The following is a 20,703-nucleotide window of genomic DNA, read 5'->3' as shown; positions in this document are numbered from 1 at the left end:
AAATTATGAATTTTAAAATAAAGTATCATTTATATTATAAAATTATTACATTTAGCAACGAACAAATATTAAATCAAAAAAATGTTTATAGGATACGATGTTGGAAGTTCTTCTCTAAAAGCTTCGATTGTTGATGAGCAGGGTAAAGTAATTGCTCACGCCAAATATCCGGAAACAGAAATGCCGATAGATTCACCAAAAATCGGTTGGGCAGAACAAGATCCGGAAGCTTGGTGGCAAAATCTGAGAATTCTGACTCAAAAGATTATTGCAGAAAGCCACATCGACAAAAATCAAATCAAAGGAATCGGTATTTCTTACCAGATGCACGGTTTGGTTTTGGTAGGGAAAGATAAAGAAGTTTTGCGCCCATCGATTATCTGGTGCGACAGTCGTGCTGTAGAAACCGGAGATAATGCTTTTAACGATTTGGGCGAAGAAGTTTGTATGAATAAACTTCTTAATTCCCCAGGAAATTTTACCGCTTCAAAACTGAAATGGGTAAAGGAAAATGAACCTGAAGTTTACGAAAAGGTTTGGAAATTTATGCTTCCCGGAGATTTTATCGCTTTAAAATTAAGCGGAGAAGCAACAACGACTGTTACAGGATTATCTGAAGGAGTGCTTTGGGATTTTCAAAAACATCAGCCTTCAAAAACTCTTTTGAATCATTGGGGAATTGACGAATCTTTGGTTTCAAAGGTTGTTGATAATTTCAGTGTGCAATGCGTTGTTTCAAAACAGGGAGCAGAAGAAAGCGGATTGCCAGAAGGAATTCCTATTTTATACAGAGCGGGAGACCAACCGAATAATGCACTATCTTTAAACGTAATGAATCCGGGAGAAATCGCTGCAACAGGAGGAACTTCAGGAGTTGTTTATGGGGTGACCAATAATATTCATTCGAAAGAATCGGTGAGAGTCAACAATTTTGCGCACATCAATCACACAAAAGAACAACCCAGAATCGGAAAAATGCTTTGCTTAAACGGTGCAGGAATTCAATACAGCTGGCTGCGTCATCAGGTGGATCAGAAGAGACATTCTTATCAGGAACTGAATGATTTGGCTTCACAAGTTCCAATCGGATCTGACGGAATTATCGTTTTACCATTCGGAAATGGTGCTGAAAGAGTTTTAAGAAATAAAGACATTGGATCTTCTACCTATAATGTGAATTTCAACCGTCATAAAAGTGTTCATTTGTTCAGAGCTGGTTTGGAAGGTATCGCCTATTCTTTCGTTTACGGAACTGAAATTTTAATGAACGACGGATTGCAAAAAGGAATCATCAAAGCCGGAGGGGATAATTTATTTCGTTCATCATTGTTTGCGCAATCGATTGCAACGCTACTGGACACCGAAATTAGAATTTTCGATACAACAGGTTCTACCGGAGCAGCAAGAGCAGCGGCAATTGGTGCGGGAGCATTTGATACATTGACCGATATTTTAACGGAAAAAGATATTACCACAACGTACATTCCTGATTTTAAAAACATGGATCAGTATAGAGAAAGCTATGGAAAATGGAAAAATAAATTGGAGCAAGTAATCTATAGCTATTAGCGAATGGCAATTGGCTTTTAGCTTTAGATTCAATTATTAGTGATTCATTTTAACGATCACAAATCGCAGCCCGACTTGAACGGAGCTCTTTTTCTGAAAAAAAGGATGGGGGATGCGCTGGTTTTTTCAGAAAAAAGCGGGAGTGGAAGGCGGAAAAGCTGCCATAAAAAATAAAATTGCTTTCGGCGTAGTCAAAAGCTACCTAAATAAAACACAAGGATAAATTCAAAAAAAATCAAGAAAAATTAAAATATATCAATATGTCAGTTACATTAGGAAACAAAGAATATTTCAAAGGAATTGAAAAAATAAAGTTTGAAGGAAGAGAATCAGATAATCCTTTAGCATTCAAATTTTATGATGAAAACAGAGTGGTTCGTGGAAAAGCAATGAAAGAATATTTCAAGTTTGCAACGGCTTACTGGCATACCTTCTGCGCAACAGGTGGCGATCCATTCGGAGTTGGAACACAGCAATTTGATTGGCTAACTGCTTCCGATGCAAAACAAAGAGCAACTGAAAAAATGGATGCTGCTTTCGAATTTTTCACAAAATTAGGCGTTCCTTACTACTGTTTCCATGACTATGATTTGATTGATGAAGCAGATAATTTCACAGAATCAACGAAAAGACTGGAATTCATCACCGATTATGCTAAAGAAAAGCAGGCGGCTTCTGGTGTAAAATTATTGTGGGGAACTTCAAACTGCTTCTCAAATGCAAGATTTATGAATGGGGCGGCAACGAATCCTTCTTTTGATGTTTTGGCATATGCAGGAGGTCAGGTAAAAAATGCTTTGGATGCGACGATTAAATTAGGTGGAGAAAACTATGTATTCTGGGGTGGCCGTGAAGGTTATATGTCTTTATTAAATACCGATATGAAACGTGAGCAGGAGCACATGGCAAAATTCTTACACCTAGCAAAAGATTACGCGCGTTCTCAAGGTTTCAAGGGAACTTTCTTCATCGAGCCAAAACCAATGGAGCCTACAAAACATCAGTATGATTTTGATGCTGCAACGTGTTTGAATTTCCTTCGTCAGTATGATCTTCTAAACGATTTTAAATTAAATCTTGAAGTCAACCACGCTACTTTAGCACAACACACTTTCGAGCACGAACTTCAGGTTGCGGCTGATAACAATGTCTTAGGAAGTATTGACGCCAACAGAGGAGATTACCAAAACGGTTGGGATACCGACCAATTCCCGGTTGATCTGTATGAAATGACTCAGGCGATGCTGGTTATTATTCAGGCTGGAGGTTTCCAAGGTGGAGGTGTGAATTTCGATGCTAAAATCAGAAGAAATTCAACCGATCTGGAAGATATTTTCATTGCTCACATCAGCGGAATGGACAATTTTGCAAGAGCATTTTTAGCTGCAGATGCTATTTTAGAAAAATCTAAATATACAGAAATCAGAGCCAACAGATATTCTTCATTCGATTCCGGAAAAGGAAAAGATTTCGAAGACGGAAAACTTTCTTTAACTGATTTGGCATCTCACGCAAACGGACTTGGAGAAGTAGGTAGAGAAAGCGGTAAGCAGGAATATCTTGAAAGCTTAATCAATCAGTATTTATAATATTGGTTAATTGGAAAGGCGCAAGTTTTTTTACTTTGAAAATATTTTAAGGCGCAAGAAAATCATAGATTTTCAGCAAGGAAATATCTTAAATTTTATCGAAGATAAAACCTTTGCGCCCTAAAGCATAAATCTTTGCGCCTTTGCGTAAAACCCAAAATAACAACAATTAAAAACTAAATCAAACTATGCAAATAATAGATTCCGGTCCGCAGTATTCTTCGAATACAAAAGCCAAAATCAACATGATGTATGTGACCGTACTGACTTTGGTTGCCACTTTGGGCGGACTTTTGTTTGGATATGACACCGCAGTAATTTCGGGAGCTGAAAAATCGATTCAGGAATATTTAATTATTCCTTTAGGATTGAGCTCTTTAGCACATGGAGCAACGATTTCCAGTGCTTTGATCGGCTGTATCATCGGTGGCGCAATATCCGGATTTATCTCAACAAAACTGGGAAGAAAAAAATCGCTGATGCTTTCTGCATTCTTATTTTTCATTAGTGCTTTAGGAGCAGCGTATCCCGAATTTTTATTTTTCAAACACGGCGAACACTCAATGGGTGTTTTGCTGGCATTTAATTTTTATAGGATCATTGGTGGGATCGGTGTAGGACTTGCTTCAGCGGTCTGCCCGATGTACATTGGCGAGATTGCACCTGCCGAAATACGTGGTAAACTGGTTTCTCTGAATCAGTTTGCCATAATTTTCGGGATGCTCGTGGTGTACTTTGTAAACTGGGGAATTGCAAGCGGACAAACCGTAGAGTGGATCAATGAAATCGGATGGAGATATATGTTTTTATCTTTAACCATTCCTTCTGCTTTATTTGGAATTTTGCTGTTCTTGGTTCCTGAAACTCCACGATATTTAACTTTAATCAATAAAGATGAAGAAGCCCTTAAAATACTAACTAAAATCAATGGTGAAGCCCGTGGAAGAGAAATTTTTAACGAAATTAAAAGCACTGTTGCCGAACATAAAAGTGAGATTTTCGCTTTCGGAAAAACGGTGATCGTTATCGGGATTTTACTTTCTGTTTTCCAGCAATTCGTGGGAATTAACGTAGCATTATATTATGCCCCAAGAATTTTTGAAAGTATGGGCGTTCACAAAGATGCTTCGATGCTACAGACCGTTGTGATGGGATTGGTGAATGTAATTTTTACGGTCATCGCTATTTATACGGTCGATAAATGGGGAAGAAAACCTTTATTAATTGTAGGTTCTGTAGGGATGGCGATCGGAATGTTTGCCATTGCCATTTTCTCATATCTTGAAATTATAAGCTTTGCAACTCTGGTTTTCATCATCATCTACACAGCATCGTTTATGATGTCTTGGGGGCCGATTTGTTGGGTTTTGATCTCTGAAATTTTCCCTAATAAAATCAGAGGAAGTGCGATTGCCGTGGCTGTTGCTGCACAATGGGCAGCAAATTATTTTATTTCATCAACCTATCCTTTTATGATGGAATTCAGCGGAGCATTCACGTACGGTTTTTATGGTATCATGAGTGTTCTTTCACTAATTTTCGTCTGGAAATGGGTTCCTGAAACGAAAGGCAAATCTCTCGAAGAAATCGAGAAGGTTTGGGAAAAATAAATATACTCTAGTCTTATAATTAATTTGTTCAGAGCATCGATTTTTTCGGTGCTCTTTTATTTTAATAATGAAATAGATTATAAAAAATTCTGTTTTAATTTGTTGTAAGAATCTCTGTTTAAATACCGAACTTTGCTCAGAATTTAAGAGAATAGAAACGAAAATTAATGGAACATCAATTTGAATTACCGGTAACATATAAGGGTCAAGAATACCTTTTCAACGGAAGACTTGCCACTTTTACCTACGGCTACAAATTTTATGTAGATATCAATGGTCATGAAATCATTTTCGAACGGGACGATGAAGGTGAATTACGGGCGATCCTTCCAGATTTCTCTTCAGATTCTGTTGTAGAAAAAGGACTTATTGAGGCTGTTTTTAATGTGTTTAAGGATCTTCAGGTTTTATAATTTTTCTAGATCAGAAAAACTCAAGTCCTGTATTTTTGGCAAAGTTTTGATTGGTTTTAATTGAGTGTTTCTTATATTTTTTTTGTTTGGGCTAAAATCTCTATCATATTCACTTTTAGTTCCTTTTATTAAATCTATTTCTGTTTCGGAGGTGGTCTCTTTTCCATCCCATAATACCCTTGATATTTTAACCAGCTCAAAATTATTTTGCTTCAGTCTGAATTCATAACTGCTTTTTCTATCATTAATGTCAGTAAGCATTTTTAAGACACCCTCTTCAATAAAAAAATCCGGAATCGTATTGCCGTTATGTTCTCCTTTTTTATTCACCGGATACTGACTTTCAATGATTTTTGTAGAGGAAACCACAAGTTTAAGTTTCTTATCCGGTTGGGACAGGAATATCTGTAATCTCAACGGTCTGGTTTCGTCATCCAGATCCATTTCCAGCATAATTTTATCATCGATTTTATCGTTGTTGAGATCGCCTTCTTCTTTTTGTACCTGAAAGGTAAAATTGTCTTTACTGACAGCCTTTTGAGAATATAAACAAGATCCTGTAAAGAGGAGTAATAAGATAAGGTAGAGTGTCAATTTTTTCATATTGCATATTGTTATTTGATAAACTTTGTTATTAGAATACTTTAAAATTTGTTGCCATGATCCGTAAATTTTAATTCGTTAATATTTTGTTCTGATTTTTAAATCTCAAAGATAGAACCTCTTCAAATAGATTTTACAGTTTTATACGAAAATCTAAAAATTTTCAGTAATTCTACGAATTCACCTCACAATTCTACCGTTTTATCAAAAGCCTATCGGTTTTTATTGATAAATTCATAAATAATTCATAAAAAATAGTTTTAAAGTTTCCGGTTTGCTGAATTTGATTAAATTTACAAGCATTCTGCAAAGGATTATCAAAGGGAATTTTAACATTATTCCAGAATACCTATGACAAAAAAAAACGCCACCATTTATGATATTTCGAAGAAGCTGAACGTAAGTGTGGCTACTGTTTCAAGAGCGCTGAACAACCACCCGAGAATTAGCCAGGCAACCAAAGAACTTGTAGTGAAAACCGCCAAGGAAATGAACTACAAACAGAATAATCTTGCTAAAGCCCTTAAAAGCGGTGAAACAAAAAACGTAGGAATCATCGTACCATTTATAAATACCAATTTCTTTTCGTCCGTTATTCGGGGAATTGAAGAAGAACTTTCTCCATTTGGGTACCATGTGATCATCTGTCAGAGCCATGAAGATGTGAATATTGAAAAAAAACATTTGAATACTTTACTAAATGCTCAGGTGGATGGAATTTTCATGTCAGTTTCGAGAACGACTGTAGATACAGAACATATTGAGCATATTCTGAATACTTCAAGAACGCCTATCATATTTTTTGACCGTAAAAAAGATATTCCGGGAATCAGTACCGTAACAATCGATGATTACCGCGGCGGCTATGAAGCTACGGAACATCTTATTTCTGAAGGCTATAAAAACATCTGTCATTTTGCGGGAGACCTTAATCTTGAGATCTATCAAAACCGTCTGAATGGTTACAAACAGGCACTTATTGACCATAACTTAGCTGTAAAAGAAGAAAATATTATTTCTACAGGAAGCTCCATCGATGCAGGAATTGAAGCCATCAAAACATTATGGAAAAGAAAATCGATTCCTGATGCTATATTTTCTGCGAGTGATTTTGCAGCACTCGGCGCTTGTCAGGAATTGAAGAAACGTAAAATAAAAATTCCGCAGGAAGTGGCTGTTATAGGTTTTTCAAATGAGCCCTTCACCCAGTTTATGGAGCTTCCGATGAGCTCGATGGATCAGACTCCGCTTATCATGGGGAATAAAGCAGGGCAGGTTTTTATTGATCATATTAAAGATAATTCTTCTGGTGTTTCAATCGAAAAGAAAGTAGTATTGGCTCCGAAAATCTGTATAAGGAAGTCTTCAAAAAGGGAGTAGTTCATTATCATATTTATTACACCCAGAAATCATTCCTTCTTCCATTAGTAAAATTCCATTCCAAATGAGAAGAATTCTGCATTCAATTTAATACGGCATTATCACATAATTCACGAAGCGCTATCAATATATACTCATTCCTCCAGACGAAGAGATTCACTTTCTGAGTTCAGACGCTTTAGAATAACCGTACGCAAATGCGTTTCGTTCTGGTCACCCCACATTCCCAGCTGCAAAATGACTGGAATAACACTCTTTCCCAATTCGGTAAGACTGTACTCCACTTTTGGGGGTACGACAGGATAGATTTTCTTGGTAATCAATTCATGATCTTCAAGTTCTTTTAACTGAATATTTAAAACCCGCCGTGTAGCATCGGGAATTTTGCGCTGCAGTTCACTCGGTCTCTGATGTCCCTGATCAATAAACCAGAGCAGACGGATCTTCCACTTACCGTAAAGAACTTCACCGATCAGGTCAAGTCCGCAATTTAAGTTGGGTATTATTTTTCGCTCATACATAATAAAGCAAATGTAAACCTATGTTCCGATTTGTACAATAGGGGAATAATTTATCCCTATCTGAATCGTAAATCCGTACTTGTACAAACTGTTTTTATACCCCAATTTTGTCCTATAAATAATTTTAAAAAATGGAACAGTTTAATTTCAACAATGAGTTATCAGGCCAAATTGCTTTGGTAACAGGAGGTACAAAAGGAGCCGGAAAAGCTATTGCAGAAAGACTTTTGCAAGCGGGCGCAACAGTGATCATTTCCGCAAGAAATGCACCGGAAGAAGAAAACAGAAATCTGCATTTCATTGCTGCTGATTTGAGTACTGCTGAAGGAACACAGAAAGTAATCAGTGAAATAATGTCTGCGTATGGCCGACTGGATATTCTGATTAACAACCTCGGTTCTTCAACAACACCTGCCGGTGGCTTTAATGCATTATCGGATGAAGACTGGGAATCTACCTTTAAGGCTAATTTACTTGCTCCCGTGCGGTTAGACAGGGGATTTCTACCTCAAATGATTGAAAGAAAAAGTGGCGTGATCATCCACATTGCTTCTATTCAGGGTAAACTTCCTTTGTATGATTCTACTTTGCCATACGCCGCTTCCAAAGCAGCCTTGAGAAATTATAGCAAGAGTCTTTCAAACGAAGTAACTCCAAAAGGCATTCGGGTATTGACGGTTTCACCGGGATGGATCAATACTTCGGCATCAGAAGCCTGGTTGGGCGAAATTGCAAGAAATGCCAACAGTACCCTAGAAGAAGCGCAACAAGGCGTAATGGATGCGCTGGGCGGAATTCCTTTTGGCAGACCTGCCGAACCAAAAGAGGTCGCTGAATTTGTAGGTTTTCTTGTGTCACCAAGAGCAAACTATTTAACCGGAACCGAATACGTGATCGACGGCGGGACCGTACCAACTATTTAATAACCTTAAAAATATAATACGATGAACTTACCTAAAGTAATAGAAGAATTAGTAAAGACCCAAAACGAATTTGACAGTTCAGCTTATGCCAACTGTTTCGCTGAAGATGCGCAAGTGTTTGATGAAGGCAAAACCCATATCGGAAAAGCAGAAATCGAAAAGTGGATCGATAAATCCAACAGAGACTATAAAGCAACGATGGAGCCGGTAGCTTACGATGAAAAAGAATATATTTTGTCGGCAAAAATTGCAGGAACATTTCCGGGCAGTCCGCTTGTATTAAAATTCCACTTTACAATGGCTGACGGAAAAATCCAGAGCTTAAAAGTAACAGAATAATGCTCATACCTCAAAAACCAATTTTTTTTATGTGGGACTGAAGTTGAAATGTCAGTCCCTTTTTTTGAATTGATCATGTTTTATAATGATATATCAAATTGAAATTTCACCATATTGTCCAAACCGTGGCATATCCTGATGTACCGGATTTGCAATACGTGACAACACAAAATATGAATACTATGTCAGCTGCTATTATCTTCCATTAATTATAAAACATATTGCAAAAAAGCAGGGATTACAAATCTGCGCTATAGGATTCTACCGGAGTTTCGGTTGAAAAAAAGATAGTTCTTTCACCAAATTCATATCAGGAAATCCTCGAAGAGGAAATCATCACTCTATAACAACAGAAATCACAGGACATCGATATGTTATTTCTTTGATGGAATTTAATTCTGGGAAATTATTGTAACACTTATTGTGACCGATTTTTTCTACCTTTTTTTGTTTTACAACATGATAATCAAGAGCAATATATCCTATGTATAGATTTTTAAAGCTTTCATCAATGAAAATATGATGATGACTAAGATTGATCTCAAGATATTTGCTGTTTTCAGTAAAGCCAACTTCCATTTCGGGGATTAACAGCCTTTTATCTTTACAGCTAACTGACAAACAAGTATATAAAATTGGAATAATACGGGTATCCATCTTATCGGTTTTAACATTATAAAGCGTATTATTTCCACCTGTAAAATAATACCTTATTTTCTTAATTTTCTTGCCTTCATAATAATTGCCTACTTCAGGAATTTCTACAATTTTACTGGAGTTTGGTAAGCTGAATAATTTCATCAATCCTCCTTTCGCATCAATCCCAATAACGGTCTCATTTTTCTTACCTGAAACTACAACTTCCTCAATCTGCTTTCCTGATGAAAAATGCAATTCGTTTTCCTTAATTTTCAGTTCTTCAGAATATAAATCATATACAGCATCTTTATCAAGATCAACAATCCTTATCTTGGAGATCTCCTTAATTTCACCAAAAGGCAATTCTACCAAACCATTATTAGAAATAAACATGTAATTCTTTTTAGCAGTAATCTCTATCTGATAATTTTCAATAAAAGATGCGTCTCTTTTCAGCTTAAATATTTGAGCATTACCCCAACTAAACATCATAAGAAATGTCAGTATACAAAAAAGGTTTTTCAATTTTCTGGTTTTTAATTTTTAAAAATAAGAATATATCATGAAAATAAATAACCCTATCTGCAGTAAAGGTTACATACAATACTCCTCATAACACAAACCACTGACTATCAAAATCTTTTCAATATTTCCCCTCTTCACTTGTTGTTTTTTTATATCTTAGTTCTCCCAAATAAAAAACACACGATTTTATTCATATAGTATTAACCTTTAAAATCAAAAATGATGGGATTAACAAATTTGAACTCCACCCATTTGAGCAGTGCAAAGATCACTGCGGCACAGGATGCCATCGCGGCATTGGAAACAGCTCTTGCTGAAATTACAGTCAACCTTTCACCTGAAGACCGTAAAAAATACGGAAGCATCAACGAGCAAAACAAACTCTTTGTCAATAAGGTCTACGACTACAACAACAGTCAGGCGAACCTGAGTTCTCCCGAAGTCGACTGGGAAGAATTCAACAGAGATCACACCTCCCGAAACAACATGGAAGCCATGATCAGCAGGCTCGAAAGCGTGATTACAAGACTTAATAATGCCAAAACACTTCATGATTACGACAACTATCAGTCGGCGTTGGTAGATTATTCTTTCACGACTTACAAAGCAGGAACGTCAGCGACGGGATTTGAAGACAAGTACAAAGATCTGAAACAGTTCTTTGTGAAAAATTCAACCTCTACGGTTCCACCCGAGGAGAAAAAATAAAAAGCAACAACCAGCCACCCCTCCCATTGAAACGGAGGGGTATTTTTATGCTTTCAAACCGTCTTTTAATATATTCGATACGTTCTTGAATACTCGGGATAGGTTCTTTACTCCTTCAGATACGTCTCGGATAGCTTAGGAGACGTCTTTCACCCAACCGGAGACGTTCATTAAGGATCGGGAGCGGTTGTTGACTCATCGGGATACTTTCAATATAGGTCGGGATAGGTAAAACACCTCTCCCAACCTATCTTTTACCTGTCGGGATAGGTTGAGTAACGTTTCCTGATGTATCTTGAACCACATCGGAGACTTTTGGAACCCCGACGGACTTCTGATAAACGTATCTTGAGAGGTGGTGCAACGTATCGGAAGCTTTATGGGACGTGGCGGGACTTCTTCGAAACGTGTCAGGATCGGTTTTGGACGTGTCGGTTGGGGTTGGGAACGTGGAATTTGGGACAAAGAATGTAAAAAAGAATATATTTTTATTTTTCCGTTTTAAAATCGAAAAGCTCTTTGATATCTATTTCCAACGCTTGAGAGATGGCGAAAGCAACTCCAATAGAAGTATTTATAAGCCCTCTTTCTATTCTACTAATTTGTGAATATTCTACATTGATAGCATCAGCAAGATTTTGCATACTTATTTTTTTGGATTCTCTTATTTTCCTAAGATTTTGTCCAAATAATATGATAAAATGTTTGTCTATGCTTGCTTTCACAAAGCAAAGGTTGAGAATTTATAAAAAAATGATTGTGGCTTATTTGCCATAATTAAAGATATTTTATATGTTTGTGAATTATTTATATATTTAACCACTTAAAAACATCAAATGTTTATGAAAAGAAATCTATTTCTCAGGCTCTGCCTGATATTTTTGGTCGCTCTCTCGACGTATTCCTGCAGAACTGACCAGTTCCCAGAAAAGGAAACTTTTAACAACAGCTCAAAATTTCAGCTTACCTCGAAGAGGATTTCCTTAAATGAAAGTAAGCACAGAAGCATCTTAGTTCCGGAACTTGAAAAGGCAAAAACAGCTTTCAAAAACTCTAAATCCCTTGTTAACGGAAGAGTGGTAGATTATGGAAACGGAGTTTCCATAGACACAGAAAGTGTGATCTACATAGAGAACGGGCCAAACTTTCATACCTACACTTTTAATATTAAAAAAGAGAATGCACCTGCAGATGCTCCTCTGGAAAATCTTTTACTGGTTCCTTTTGCTAATGGTACTTACCGGGAGTTTTTGGTAACCTATCATCTCACCCCGCAGGAAAAGGAAAACATCAGCAAAGGATATTATTTTTATTCCGGAGACTATACTACCATTACCGAGCTTACGGCAGGAACTTTTAACGGGAATGGGCAGCTTGCAAGATTATCTTGCGGGTGGACAACAGAAACAATTTGGATTGCCTGCAGCTCGGGTGCACATGACGGGTCTAATTTTCACAGTTGCGAATACCTTACCAATCCGGGAGGCACACCGCCTTCGGCTTATACCATATCCAGCTACACCTGCGCAGATGTAAAAGATGAAACGATCGAGCAAATCCCGGGTCCTATTGGCGGAGGCGGTAGTACCGGCGGAGGGGGTGAATGCTCAGATTGTCCACCAGAAAACAATACCCCACAACCCTGTATACAGATACCTACAGACCCTACACAGCCCTCATCGGGAATGGTTGACGAAAACGGATGTGCTATTGGCTTGCCTACTTTGCCGAATGTGAAACCGCAAACTCCATGTGGTGATCTTACAATAAAGGGGGAAAATACAGAATTTCAAAGCAAAATGCTGGAATTAAAACAAGATGCAAATGGTCTTGCTGAAGCTGGGATTACGATGTATAATGATAATCCTAATTATGGAAATAAGACCTTTGGAGGTGTAGATTCTAATGGAAATTCTTTTGTAAAATTAGATTTTGATTGGAATAGAGCGCCTAATATAACAGGATTCATGCATTGTCATCTTAATATAATGAGTATTCCATCGTTAAGAACGCTTAGCGTATTTTCTATGACAGATTTTTATGCTTTAGCTCAATTGGTAGAAAATTCAACAGCACCCACTCACGAACTAGGTATGTATGTAACCTCCGAAAGAGGTACATTTGCCATAAAGCTTACCAATAAACAGGCTATTATTGATTTTGCTAATTATATAAAGAATAATGAAGAATATGTTAATATTATTTTCGAAAAAGATATAAAATATAATATGACTAAAAAACAGCAAATAAAAGGTTTATTAAAATTAATAAAAGATTCAGGTGTTGGAGCAGGAATTGATCTGTATGAAAGTGATGCGAATTTCAAGAATTGGAAGAAGCATTATCTCGATGAAAATGATGATTTAAAAACTTCAAACTGCATTTAAAAAATTAAAACTATGAAAAGATATATCGTAATATTTACACTGATACTTATGAATTATTCGTGCAAAGCACAGCAACAATCCATTTTAAGAACTTTGACATTTCAGGATACCTTTAATGAAGATTATTTTCGTCAAAAAGGAGATTATGTAAAAGATAGCTATAATCAACTTAATCCTTATATAGGCACTTGGAAATATGAAGGAAGTGAAAAAACTTTGATTCTAAAGATTCAAAAAGTACCAATGTTTTATGAGAATATAAGAAAAGCATATTCGGATGAGCTTTTAATCACCTATAAATATATTAAAAACGGGACGGTTATAGTAGATAACCTTAATGCGCCTATAATTACAAGTTTTGAGAATATAAGTAGTATCGATGCTAAAAAATACGGAACATTCAGTCTTACGTATTTTATGAATGAACTATATTTAACAGGCTCAATAAAGGATATTCCATTGAATATAACCACTAATGCAGAGATACACCCTGTAAATCCTGTTAATGGAACTTTCAATACAATAAAAATATATTACAACGGAATGATTTCAACCAGAGGAAATCCTGATAGTTTCTATGTAGGAAAACCTACTTTTGAATTACCTAACAAAGTAGAGTTGATAAAGCAATAATATGCAAAAGAATATTTTTATATTATTCATCTTTTTCTACAGTTACATTGCAGGACAAAAATTTCCTATAAAAAGAACTTTTGATTATAGTAAATGGTATATAATTAAAGGAAAAGATTTAAAGAGAGGAGATTATTTTAAAGATAAAAAAGGTAAATACAATCCATATATTGGAACTTGGTATTATAAAGAAAATGACTTGGTTTTTATATTAAAACTTCAGAAGGTTCAATTTCTTTTCGCATCAAAAGATAATAAAAGCTACTATTGGTGGTATATGGATAGAATGGTTTCTACTTTTAAAATAATAAAAGATAATATTGTTCTTATTGATAACCTAAATGCTCCGGCTATCAACACATCTTACCAAAAAGATAAAAAAGAAAAGGATCAATATGGTAGTTTTATGATGGGAGTAGATGAAAATTCTTTAGGAGGACAATTGAGAGATACCAACCTGAAATATTTTTATGCCTATATTTATTATAACAACATTGATGATAAGATAAAAATTAAATTGAACAAAATTTCTTCTTGTAAATATTCTGCAATGCAAAATGAGCCATTATGTTTAATACCTAATGAAATTGAGCTTTCTCGGTATAAAAGTGATAATTAGTATGTGTTTATCGTTTTAAAAGTTCTATAAATTAACACCCAAATAAAAATTTCATTACAACAGAATGATTTCAACGAAAGGAAATCCTGATAGTTTCTATGTAGGGAAACCTACTTTTGAATTGCCTAATAAAGTAGAGTTGATAAAGCAATAAGAACATAAACCTCTGAAAAGAGGTTTTTTTGTTTAGGAATTGGGAAATTACTTCATTCCTGCACCATGCGTACAAGTCCCTACAAATCCCTCAACAGGAATGGTTGACGAAAATGGGTGTGCTATTGGTTTGCCTACTTTACCGAATAACCCAATTGATATAGACGAGAGAACACCATGCGAAGTACTGAAGGAAAATTCGGAAACTCCATACATTCAAACTAAGCTTGATAGTCTTAAAAGCCGTGTAGCCTTATCAACACCGAATAGGGATCATCATGAGACAGGAATTACTATAGCGAAGAGAGGCGCAGCACTAAAACATAAGGTTTTTACCCAACCTAAAGAGACGGGTATTGCAGGGGCTGTTGCAGTAGAAATAGCACTTCAAACTTGGGATATTCTTGCAGCACATAATCACTATGAAGGTTTTTTCCCGGTACCACAGTTTGGAGATATTCTTACGTTCTATGTCGGATATAAAATTTCTGCTCCGGCAAGAAAAAATGCTTATATTAACTATGTGGTCAATTTTAATGGTATAGAATATGCGTTTAGAATGAGTGACACTACAGCATTAGATGCTTTGTTTGCAGGTCTTAATCAGGGTACGGAGGCGGATCCTACAACAGAACAAGAAAAAAAAGCTAATGATTTATTGTATGAAATATATGAAAAAAAAGGATTTGATAAATATAAAGATTATACAGAAGTTGAAGCTTTAAAAATACTAATGAAAGTCCTTAATGATCCTAAAATTGGAAGTGGAAACGGTGTACATTTGTATCGTAAAGATAAAACCACTAAGCGTTGGGCAAAACTTAAATTAAACCTTGATGGAACAGTTGGACAAGATGATTGTCCTTTATAAATTCAAAAATTAACATTATGAATAAGATAGTTTTATTAATAATAACAGTTTTCACTTTATCTTGTAAAGGACAAACAAATATTATCGATTTAGTTGAAAGATGTAATTATACAGATTATAATGATTCAGATGGAAATACATACCTAAAAGATATTAGCAATATCTACCCTCAATATGTTGGTACTTGGAAATGGTTTTCTGGAAACAAAGAAATGACTTTAGTTTTAATTAAACAGACAAAGTTTCATTACAACATACTTATAACTATTATAAAGATCGATTAGTAGGATATTATATTTATAAAGAAAATGGAGTGGTGATAGCGGATACATCGGGGGATGATCTTCAAAGTGATTTTGGTCTAAATGTTTCATTTAGTACTGAATGTGACACTCAATTAGTAGGAACAGCAATGTTTATAGACGTTAAAAAGGAAAAAATGATCACCGTAAGGCTGGAAAAACTTTCCCCAACCCAGATGAGATTTAAAGGTAAGATAGATCAACACAGTTCTTATGTAAGCCCTACAAAACCGAGAACTTTATATACAGGCTCTACTTTTCCGTTGGATATGGTTTTTACTAAGCAGTAATGAATATGAAAATTGTAAATACATTATTTTTTTTGTGTCTGTTCACTTACACATATTGTTTTTCTCAAAATCATTTGGAAAGGATTGAGCTTGTACACTCTAATTCAATAATAATTGGTAATACAATTAGAATAACCATTCAACCTATAAAAAAGATTAAGAATTCAAAAATGAGAGTGGCTGTGGAAAGTAAAAATGAATATTACAACCGAAAACTGTCAAGAAGAGAATATGAAACTATAAAAGATGCCGTTTTAAAGATTGATTCAAAAGTTTTATATCCACTCTCAGATAATGCCAAAGATACTTTAGTGACAACTTGTTTGGATGGAGATGGTACTTCAATTACTATTTTTAGAAATAATAAAAAGGAAAATTATTTTGCCTATTGTTTTTCTAAAATGGATAAATATAATCATAAAAAGTATTTTTACCATGCAGCTAAACTAATTTATCAAGCCGGGAGAGTAAAAATAGAAGAACTGGACGATTAAAAATTGAGTAAATTAACTTCACAAATAATATCGAAACAATATAGAATTTAGAATATTATTTTCATAATGAAATAGAAACAGTAAATTGCCCATATTATGATACAGGAATTCCGCAGCCTTTACCTGAAGAAATTATTCTAACAAAGCCATAAGAAGTATTAAACCTCTGAAAAGAGGTTTTTTGCTTAGGAATAGGCTACACTCCCGAACAGTTTGTACAAATACCTACAGACCCTACACAACCCTCATCAGGAATGGTTGACGAAAATGGGTGTGCTATTGGCTTGCCTACCTTGCCGAATGTACCTATAGAAGAACCTAAAACAGATTGCGAAAGGTTGAAAGAAAAAACCGATGATCCTGCAATTAAACATAAAATGGACAGTATTAAAAAGAGGGTAACCATAGACCATGATGTACACGAAACAAGTGTAATTGTAGAGAAATTCAAGGGGAAAATATCATATTCCATTACCCAAAGCTCGCCAAACTATCAGGCTGATGGCACCATGAGAAGCGAAAATCCTATAGGCAGCTATGATATAGCGGGAATGCACAATCATCCTTCAGGTCTTCCTATTTTTTCTTATCCGGATATGGTTACTTTCTACAAACACTATAAACTTTTAGAGCCTTTCCGTAAGAATGAGTTCTCTATGTTTTTGTTTAATTACAATGGTACATCTTATGCGTTAAGGATGCAGGATCTCACGGCATTAGATACCCTTTTTTACGGATTAGATTTAGACACTAAGCAAGGAGTAGCATTAGCAGAGAAAACCGTTTTAGAAATATATGAAACAGAGGGGAAACTCAATACAAAGCAAAACTATACCGCAGATATGGCAGAAAAGATGCTGATGAAAGTACTCAACACTAAAGACTTTGGCAGTGGAAATTCAGTATTTTTGTATCAGTATGAAAACAGTCAATGGAAGAAATTAACACTAAATCCAGACGGAACCATACAGAAAATTCCATGTCCTCAACCTTAATATTTAAAACAATTCTTATGAAAAAAATATTCTTATTATCAACTATTATATTTTTGTCTGTGCAATGCAAAGCACAAAGCCATATTGTAAATTCTACAGATTGTGATTCTTACTTTGACCGTAGCTCAGGAGACTATTATAGAAAGGATCTTAATAACATTATGGATAACTACGTAGGGACTTGGAAATGGACAAGTGGAAATAAAGAATTCCTCCTAACATTGATAAAACAGGTAAAACATCATTACCATGAAATCGGAAATAATGATTATTATCGAGATCGTTTAGTGGGGTATTATATTTATAAAGAAAACGGGATTATAATAGCTGATACTTCTTCTGATAACAATTTATCAAGTGATTATGGAATGAAAGTTATGTTTATATTAAACTGTCACTCTCAAATAGCATCTATTGCCTTTGAAGATTACAAAAAATACAAAAGTTTTGAGGTGATCTTGGAAAGTCTGTCCTCAACCCAAATCAAAATGAATATGTATGAAAGGGAACACAGTATAATAATCTATAAAAAGACAGGTGTACAGGTTCCTGCTGAAATGCCACAAGGAGGAAGTACGTTCCCGATGGAGATGATTCTTACAAAACAGTAATATGCAAAAAAATATTTTCTTATTATTTATTTTCTTTTACAGTTGTATTACTGGACAAAAAATTTCCTATAAAAAGGGTTTTTGAATATAGTAAATGGTATATAAATAAAGATTTAAAGAGAGGGGATTATTTTGAAGATAGAGAAGGTAAATATAATCCATATATTGGAACTTGGTATTATAAAGAAAATGACTTGTTTTTTATATTAAAACTTCAGAAAGTTCAATTTCTTTTCACATCAGAAGATAATAAAAGCTACTATTGATGGTATATGGATAGAATGATTTCTACTTTTAAAATAATAAAAGATAATATTGTTCTTATTGATAACCTAAATGCTCCGCCTATCAATACATTTTACCAAAAAGATAAAAAAGAAAAGGATCAATATGGGAGTTTTATGATGGGAGCAGATGAAAATTCTTTAGGAGGACAATTGAGAGATACTAATCTGAAATATTTTTATGCAGATATTTATTATAACAATATTGATGATAAAATAAAAATTAAATTGAACAAAATTTATTTTTCTTGTAAACATTCTGCCATGGAAAATGAACCATTATGTTTACTGCCTAATGAAATTGAGCTTTCTCGGTATCACATTGATGATTAAAACTTTTTTAAATATACAATTAGAAAGAGAATATCAATTTTGGAGTCAAGAAGAAACACCCACAATAAAAATATACTAGAACGGATTAAATTCTTTTAAAGGAAATCATGCTAGTTTTTATGTCGGAAAACTACATTTTGAGATTCCCAATAAGGTTGAATTAGTAAATTAATCCGTCTCACAAATGAAGCGGATTTTTTTAATTTTTATTATTATCAACAAAAGAAAATGCCCCTCACCGAAGCAAGAAGCATTTTCAACCCTAATATTTAATATAATTAACCCATTACAGAGAGACTCCTCGTCTCCATGGAATGAAATCATTCTGATTCAGAACGTCAGCCTTGGTTTTTACTTTGCCGCTGGCTACGTTGATGATGAGTTCCAGAAGTTCATCTGCGGCTTCGGGAATTGTTTTTTCTCCGCTGATTACGGTACCTGCATTAAAATCAATAATGTCTGACATTTTTTCTGCCAAAACCGTGTTGGAAGAAATCTTCACAACCGGCGAAATAGGATTTCCCATCGGAGTTCCAAGACCTGTAGTGAAAAGTACAACTGTTGCACCTGAACCAACTAAAGCCGTTGTACATTCGGCATCATTTCCGGGAGTACACAAAAGATTCAGACCTGGTTTTGTGGCATATTCTGTAAAATCGAGAACTTCTACAATTGGTGCAGCCCCGCCTTTTTTGGCAGCTCCTGCAGATTTCATGGCATCGGTAATTAAACCGTCTTTGATGTTTCCGGGAGACGGATTCATATCAAATCCTGATCCTGCCGCAACCACAGAGGCTTCAAAATCTTTCATCAGCTTCAGGAATTTTACACCGTCTTCATCGTTGATGCAACGGTTCACCAGTTCTTGCTCTACTCCACACAATTCAGGGAATTCGGCCAACATGGTTGTTCCGCCCACTGCCGCCATAATATCAGAAACTTCGCCTAAAACTGGGTTGGCAGAAATTCCTGAGAAACCGTCTGAACCACCACATTCTAAACCAATGTTCAGTTTTGTGATGGGTGCAGGTTTTCTTTCAATATTGTTAGCTTGTTTAATGCCTTCATAAGAATCTTTGATAACGCCAGTCAGCATTTCATCAATCGTTCCTGATTTTTGCTGTTCGTAAACGACAATCGGTTTTTTGTTATTCGGAGCCAAAGCGTGAAGTGCATCCATGAAAATCTGCACCTGAAGATTCTGGCAGCCTAAGCTAAGAACCGTAGCTCCCGCAACATTCGGGTTGTTGACATATCCTGCGAACAGTCTTCCCAATGCTTCAGCATCCTGACGAATTCCGCCACAGCCACCTTGGTGCGTGATGAATCTAACGTCTATATTTTTAAATACTCTTGTATCCGGTTCTTCCTCTTCCACCGCAACATCAGCAGTGGCACCGCCATTCAGTAACGAACGCAGTAACAATTGATGTTTGCTGGCTTTATCGTGAAGCAGTTCTTTTTCGAAAATATCCTTCAGTGTTTCGATATTCTTGTTTTCACAGAATACCAAAGGGAAAAATAACCATACATTTTCTGTTCCTACCTGTCCGTCTTCACGGTGATACCCCATGAAGGTACGGTCTTTCCACTTGTCCACGTTAGGTGGTGTCCAGCCTAAAGTTTCGGTTTTGCCGACTACTTTTGCACTTTGGTGCTTTACGTTTTCGGTGGTAATTACTTCGCCCTGTCTGATGGATTGGTTGGCTTTTCCAACGATCACGCCATACATGATGATATGGTCGCCATCCTCAAAATCTACGGCAGCGAATTTATGTTTTGCTTTAATATCTTTAAGAATCGTATAATCTGTACCGTCTAAGTGCACCGATTCTCCGGCAGGCAAATCCATCAACGCTACAATAACGTTGTCTTTAGGATTTACTTTCAGTACTTTCTTTTGCATGATTTT

The 20,703-nt window shown here is 35.6% G+C and carries 24 protein-coding genes and 1 pseudogene; 20 read left to right on the top strand and 5 right to left on the bottom strand.

The window, feature by feature from the left end:
- Positions 1–81: 81 nt before the first annotated feature.
- The 4 genes from BM371_RS09950 (at position 82) to BM371_RS09935 (ending at position 5,181) form a co-directional block, all read left to right on the top strand.
- The gene (locus BM371_RS09950; protein WP_034673915.1) at positions 82–1,569 is read left to right on the top strand and encodes a xylulokinase; all 1,488 of its coding nucleotides are present in this window, start codon (positions 82–84) and stop codon (positions 1,567–1,569) included.
- A 260-nt stretch (positions 1,570–1,829) separates the two neighbouring features.
- On the top strand, positions 1,830–3,158 hold the full coding sequence (gene xylA, locus BM371_RS09945; protein ID WP_034673912.1) for a xylose isomerase: 1,329 nt from the start codon (positions 1,830–1,832) through the stop codon (positions 3,156–3,158).
- A 188-nt stretch (positions 3,159–3,346) separates the two neighbouring features.
- Positions 3,347–4,768 (top strand): D-xylose transporter XylE, encoded by a 1,422-nt coding sequence (xylE, locus tag BM371_RS09940; RefSeq protein WP_074958677.1) that lies wholly within the window; start codon positions 3,347–3,349, stop codon positions 4,766–4,768.
- Positions 4,769–4,935: 167 nt separating this feature from the next.
- Positions 4,936–5,181, top strand: a complete 246-nt coding sequence (locus tag BM371_RS09935; RefSeq protein ID WP_034673910.1) for a hypothetical protein — start codon at positions 4,936–4,938, stop codon at positions 5,179–5,181.
- Here BM371_RS09935 and BM371_RS09930 read toward each other — a convergent pair.
- On the bottom strand, positions 5,176–5,784 hold the full coding sequence (locus BM371_RS09930; protein WP_034673908.1) for a hypothetical protein: 609 nt from the start codon (positions 5,782–5,784) through the stop codon (positions 5,176–5,178). The genes BM371_RS09935 and BM371_RS09930 overlap by 6 nt on opposite strands.
- A gap of 351 nt (positions 5,785–6,135) precedes the next feature.
- Between BM371_RS09930 and BM371_RS09925 the strand changes: the two genes are divergently transcribed.
- Entirely contained in the window at positions 6,136–7,164 is a 1,029-nt protein-coding gene (locus tag BM371_RS09925) for a LacI family DNA-binding transcriptional regulator (protein ID WP_034673905.1), read from the top strand.
- 134 nt (positions 7,165–7,298) lie between these two features.
- On the opposite strand, the gene BM371_RS09920 is transcribed toward BM371_RS09925, so the two are convergent.
- On the bottom strand, positions 7,299–7,685 hold the full coding sequence (locus tag BM371_RS09920) for a winged helix-turn-helix transcriptional regulator (RefSeq protein ID WP_034673904.1): 387 nt from the start codon (positions 7,683–7,685) through the stop codon (positions 7,299–7,301).
- A 131-nt stretch (positions 7,686–7,816) separates the two neighbouring features.
- Between BM371_RS09920 and BM371_RS09915 the strand changes: the two genes are divergently transcribed.
- Both BM371_RS09915 and BM371_RS09910 read left to right on the top strand, forming a co-directional pair.
- Entirely contained in the window at positions 7,817–8,608 is a 792-nt protein-coding gene (locus BM371_RS09915; protein ID WP_034673902.1) for an SDR family oxidoreductase, read from the top strand.
- Positions 8,609–8,629: 21 nt separating this feature from the next.
- The gene (locus BM371_RS09910; RefSeq protein ID WP_034673901.1) at positions 8,630–8,947 is read left to right on the top strand and encodes a nuclear transport factor 2 family protein; all 318 of its coding nucleotides are present in this window, start codon (positions 8,630–8,632) and stop codon (positions 8,945–8,947) included.
- Positions 8,948–9,283: 336 nt separating this feature from the next.
- On the opposite strand, the gene BM371_RS09905 is transcribed toward BM371_RS09910, so the two are convergent.
- On the bottom strand, positions 9,284–10,078 hold the full coding sequence (locus tag BM371_RS09905) for a hypothetical protein (RefSeq protein WP_131430890.1): 795 nt from the start codon (positions 10,076–10,078) through the stop codon (positions 9,284–9,286).
- 255 nt (positions 10,079–10,333) lie between these two features.
- On the opposite strand from BM371_RS09905, the gene BM371_RS09900 reads away from it, so the two are divergent.
- Positions 10,334–10,819: a hypothetical protein gene (locus BM371_RS09900; protein ID WP_034677057.1), complete on the top strand. Its 486-nt coding sequence runs from the start codon at positions 10,334–10,336 to the stop codon at positions 10,817–10,819.
- 355 nt (positions 10,820–11,174) lie between these two features.
- On the top strand, positions 11,175–11,324 hold the full coding sequence (locus BM371_RS20540; protein WP_165571765.1) for a hypothetical protein: 150 nt from the start codon (positions 11,175–11,177) through the stop codon (positions 11,322–11,324).
- Here the strand turns inward: BM371_RS20540 and BM371_RS09895 are convergent.
- Positions 11,308–11,544: a helix-turn-helix domain-containing protein gene (locus tag BM371_RS09895; protein ID WP_051882598.1), complete on the bottom strand. Its 237-nt coding sequence runs from the start codon at positions 11,542–11,544 to the stop codon at positions 11,308–11,310. The genes BM371_RS20540 and BM371_RS09895 overlap by 17 nt on opposite strands.
- Positions 11,545–11,661: 117 nt before the next feature.
- On the opposite strand from BM371_RS09895, the gene BM371_RS09890 reads away from it, so the two are divergent.
- From BM371_RS09890 to BM371_RS09845, 11 genes and pseudogenes are all read left to right on the top strand, one after another.
- Positions 11,662–13,206, top strand: coding sequence for a hypothetical protein (locus BM371_RS09890; RefSeq protein ID WP_034673897.1), 1,545 nt, complete (start codon positions 11,662–11,664; stop codon positions 13,204–13,206).
- Between the two features lie 12 nt (positions 13,207–13,218).
- On the top strand, positions 13,219–13,839 hold the full coding sequence (locus BM371_RS09885) for a DUF6705 family protein (protein ID WP_316931458.1): 621 nt from the start codon (positions 13,219–13,221) through the stop codon (positions 13,837–13,839).
- A gap of 1 nt (position 13,840) precedes the next feature.
- A complete protein-coding gene (locus tag BM371_RS09880) occupies positions 13,841–14,458 on the top strand; it encodes a DUF6705 family protein (protein WP_034673894.1) in 618 nt (205 codons plus the stop codon).
- A gap of 253 nt (positions 14,459–14,711) precedes the next feature.
- Positions 14,712–15,482 (top strand): hypothetical protein, encoded by a 771-nt coding sequence (locus BM371_RS09875; RefSeq protein WP_131430886.1) that lies wholly within the window; start codon positions 14,712–14,714, stop codon positions 15,480–15,482.
- A gap of 17 nt (positions 15,483–15,499) precedes the next feature.
- On the top strand, positions 15,500–15,766 hold the full coding sequence (locus tag BM371_RS21005) for a DUF6705 family protein (RefSeq protein WP_034673891.1): 267 nt from the start codon (positions 15,500–15,502) through the stop codon (positions 15,764–15,766).
- A pseudogene (locus BM371_RS09865) lies at positions 15,745–16,074 on the top strand (DUF6705 family protein); the annotation flags it as partial. The gene BM371_RS21005 and the pseudogene BM371_RS09865, both read left to right, overlap by 22 nt.
- A gap of 74 nt (positions 16,075–16,148) precedes the next feature.
- Positions 16,149–16,568 (top strand): hypothetical protein, encoded by a 420-nt coding sequence (locus tag BM371_RS09860; protein ID WP_131430884.1) that lies wholly within the window; start codon positions 16,149–16,151, stop codon positions 16,566–16,568.
- A gap of 338 nt (positions 16,569–16,906) precedes the next feature.
- Positions 16,907–17,563, top strand: coding sequence for a hypothetical protein (locus BM371_RS09855; RefSeq protein WP_131430882.1), 657 nt, complete (start codon positions 16,907–16,909; stop codon positions 17,561–17,563).
- Positions 17,500–18,174 carry a DUF6705 family protein gene (locus BM371_RS09850; protein ID WP_316931457.1) on the top strand — a complete coding sequence of 225 codons (675 nt, stop codon included), beginning with the start codon at positions 17,500–17,502 and terminating at the stop codon, positions 18,172–18,174. Before BM371_RS09855 ends, BM371_RS09850 begins: the two co-directional genes overlap by 64 nt.
- Positions 18,174–18,440, top strand: coding sequence for a DUF6705 family protein (locus tag BM371_RS21000; protein WP_394334188.1), 267 nt, complete (start codon positions 18,174–18,176; stop codon positions 18,438–18,440). The genes BM371_RS09850 and BM371_RS21000 overlap by 1 nt, the downstream gene beginning before the upstream one ends.
- Before the next feature lie 6 nt (positions 18,441–18,446).
- Positions 18,447–18,791 carry a hypothetical protein gene (locus BM371_RS09845; RefSeq protein WP_074958672.1) on the top strand — a complete coding sequence of 115 codons (345 nt, stop codon included), beginning with the start codon at positions 18,447–18,449 and terminating at the stop codon, positions 18,789–18,791.
- A gap of 286 nt (positions 18,792–19,077) precedes the next feature.
- On the opposite strand, the gene BM371_RS09840 is transcribed toward BM371_RS09845, so the two are convergent.
- On the bottom strand, positions 19,078–20,697 hold the full coding sequence (locus BM371_RS09840; protein ID WP_034673877.1) for a UxaA family hydrolase: 1,620 nt from the start codon (positions 20,695–20,697) through the stop codon (positions 19,078–19,080).
- Positions 20,698–20,703 lie beyond the last annotated feature (6 nt).

It is taken from the genome of Chryseobacterium formosense, from assembly GCF_900116415.1.
GTDB lineage: Bacteria > Bacteroidota > Bacteroidia > Flavobacteriales > Weeksellaceae > Chryseobacterium > Chryseobacterium formosense.
The sequence above is the reverse complement of the archived record's forward strand: the minus strand, read 5'-3'. Positions and strand labels throughout refer to the sequence as shown.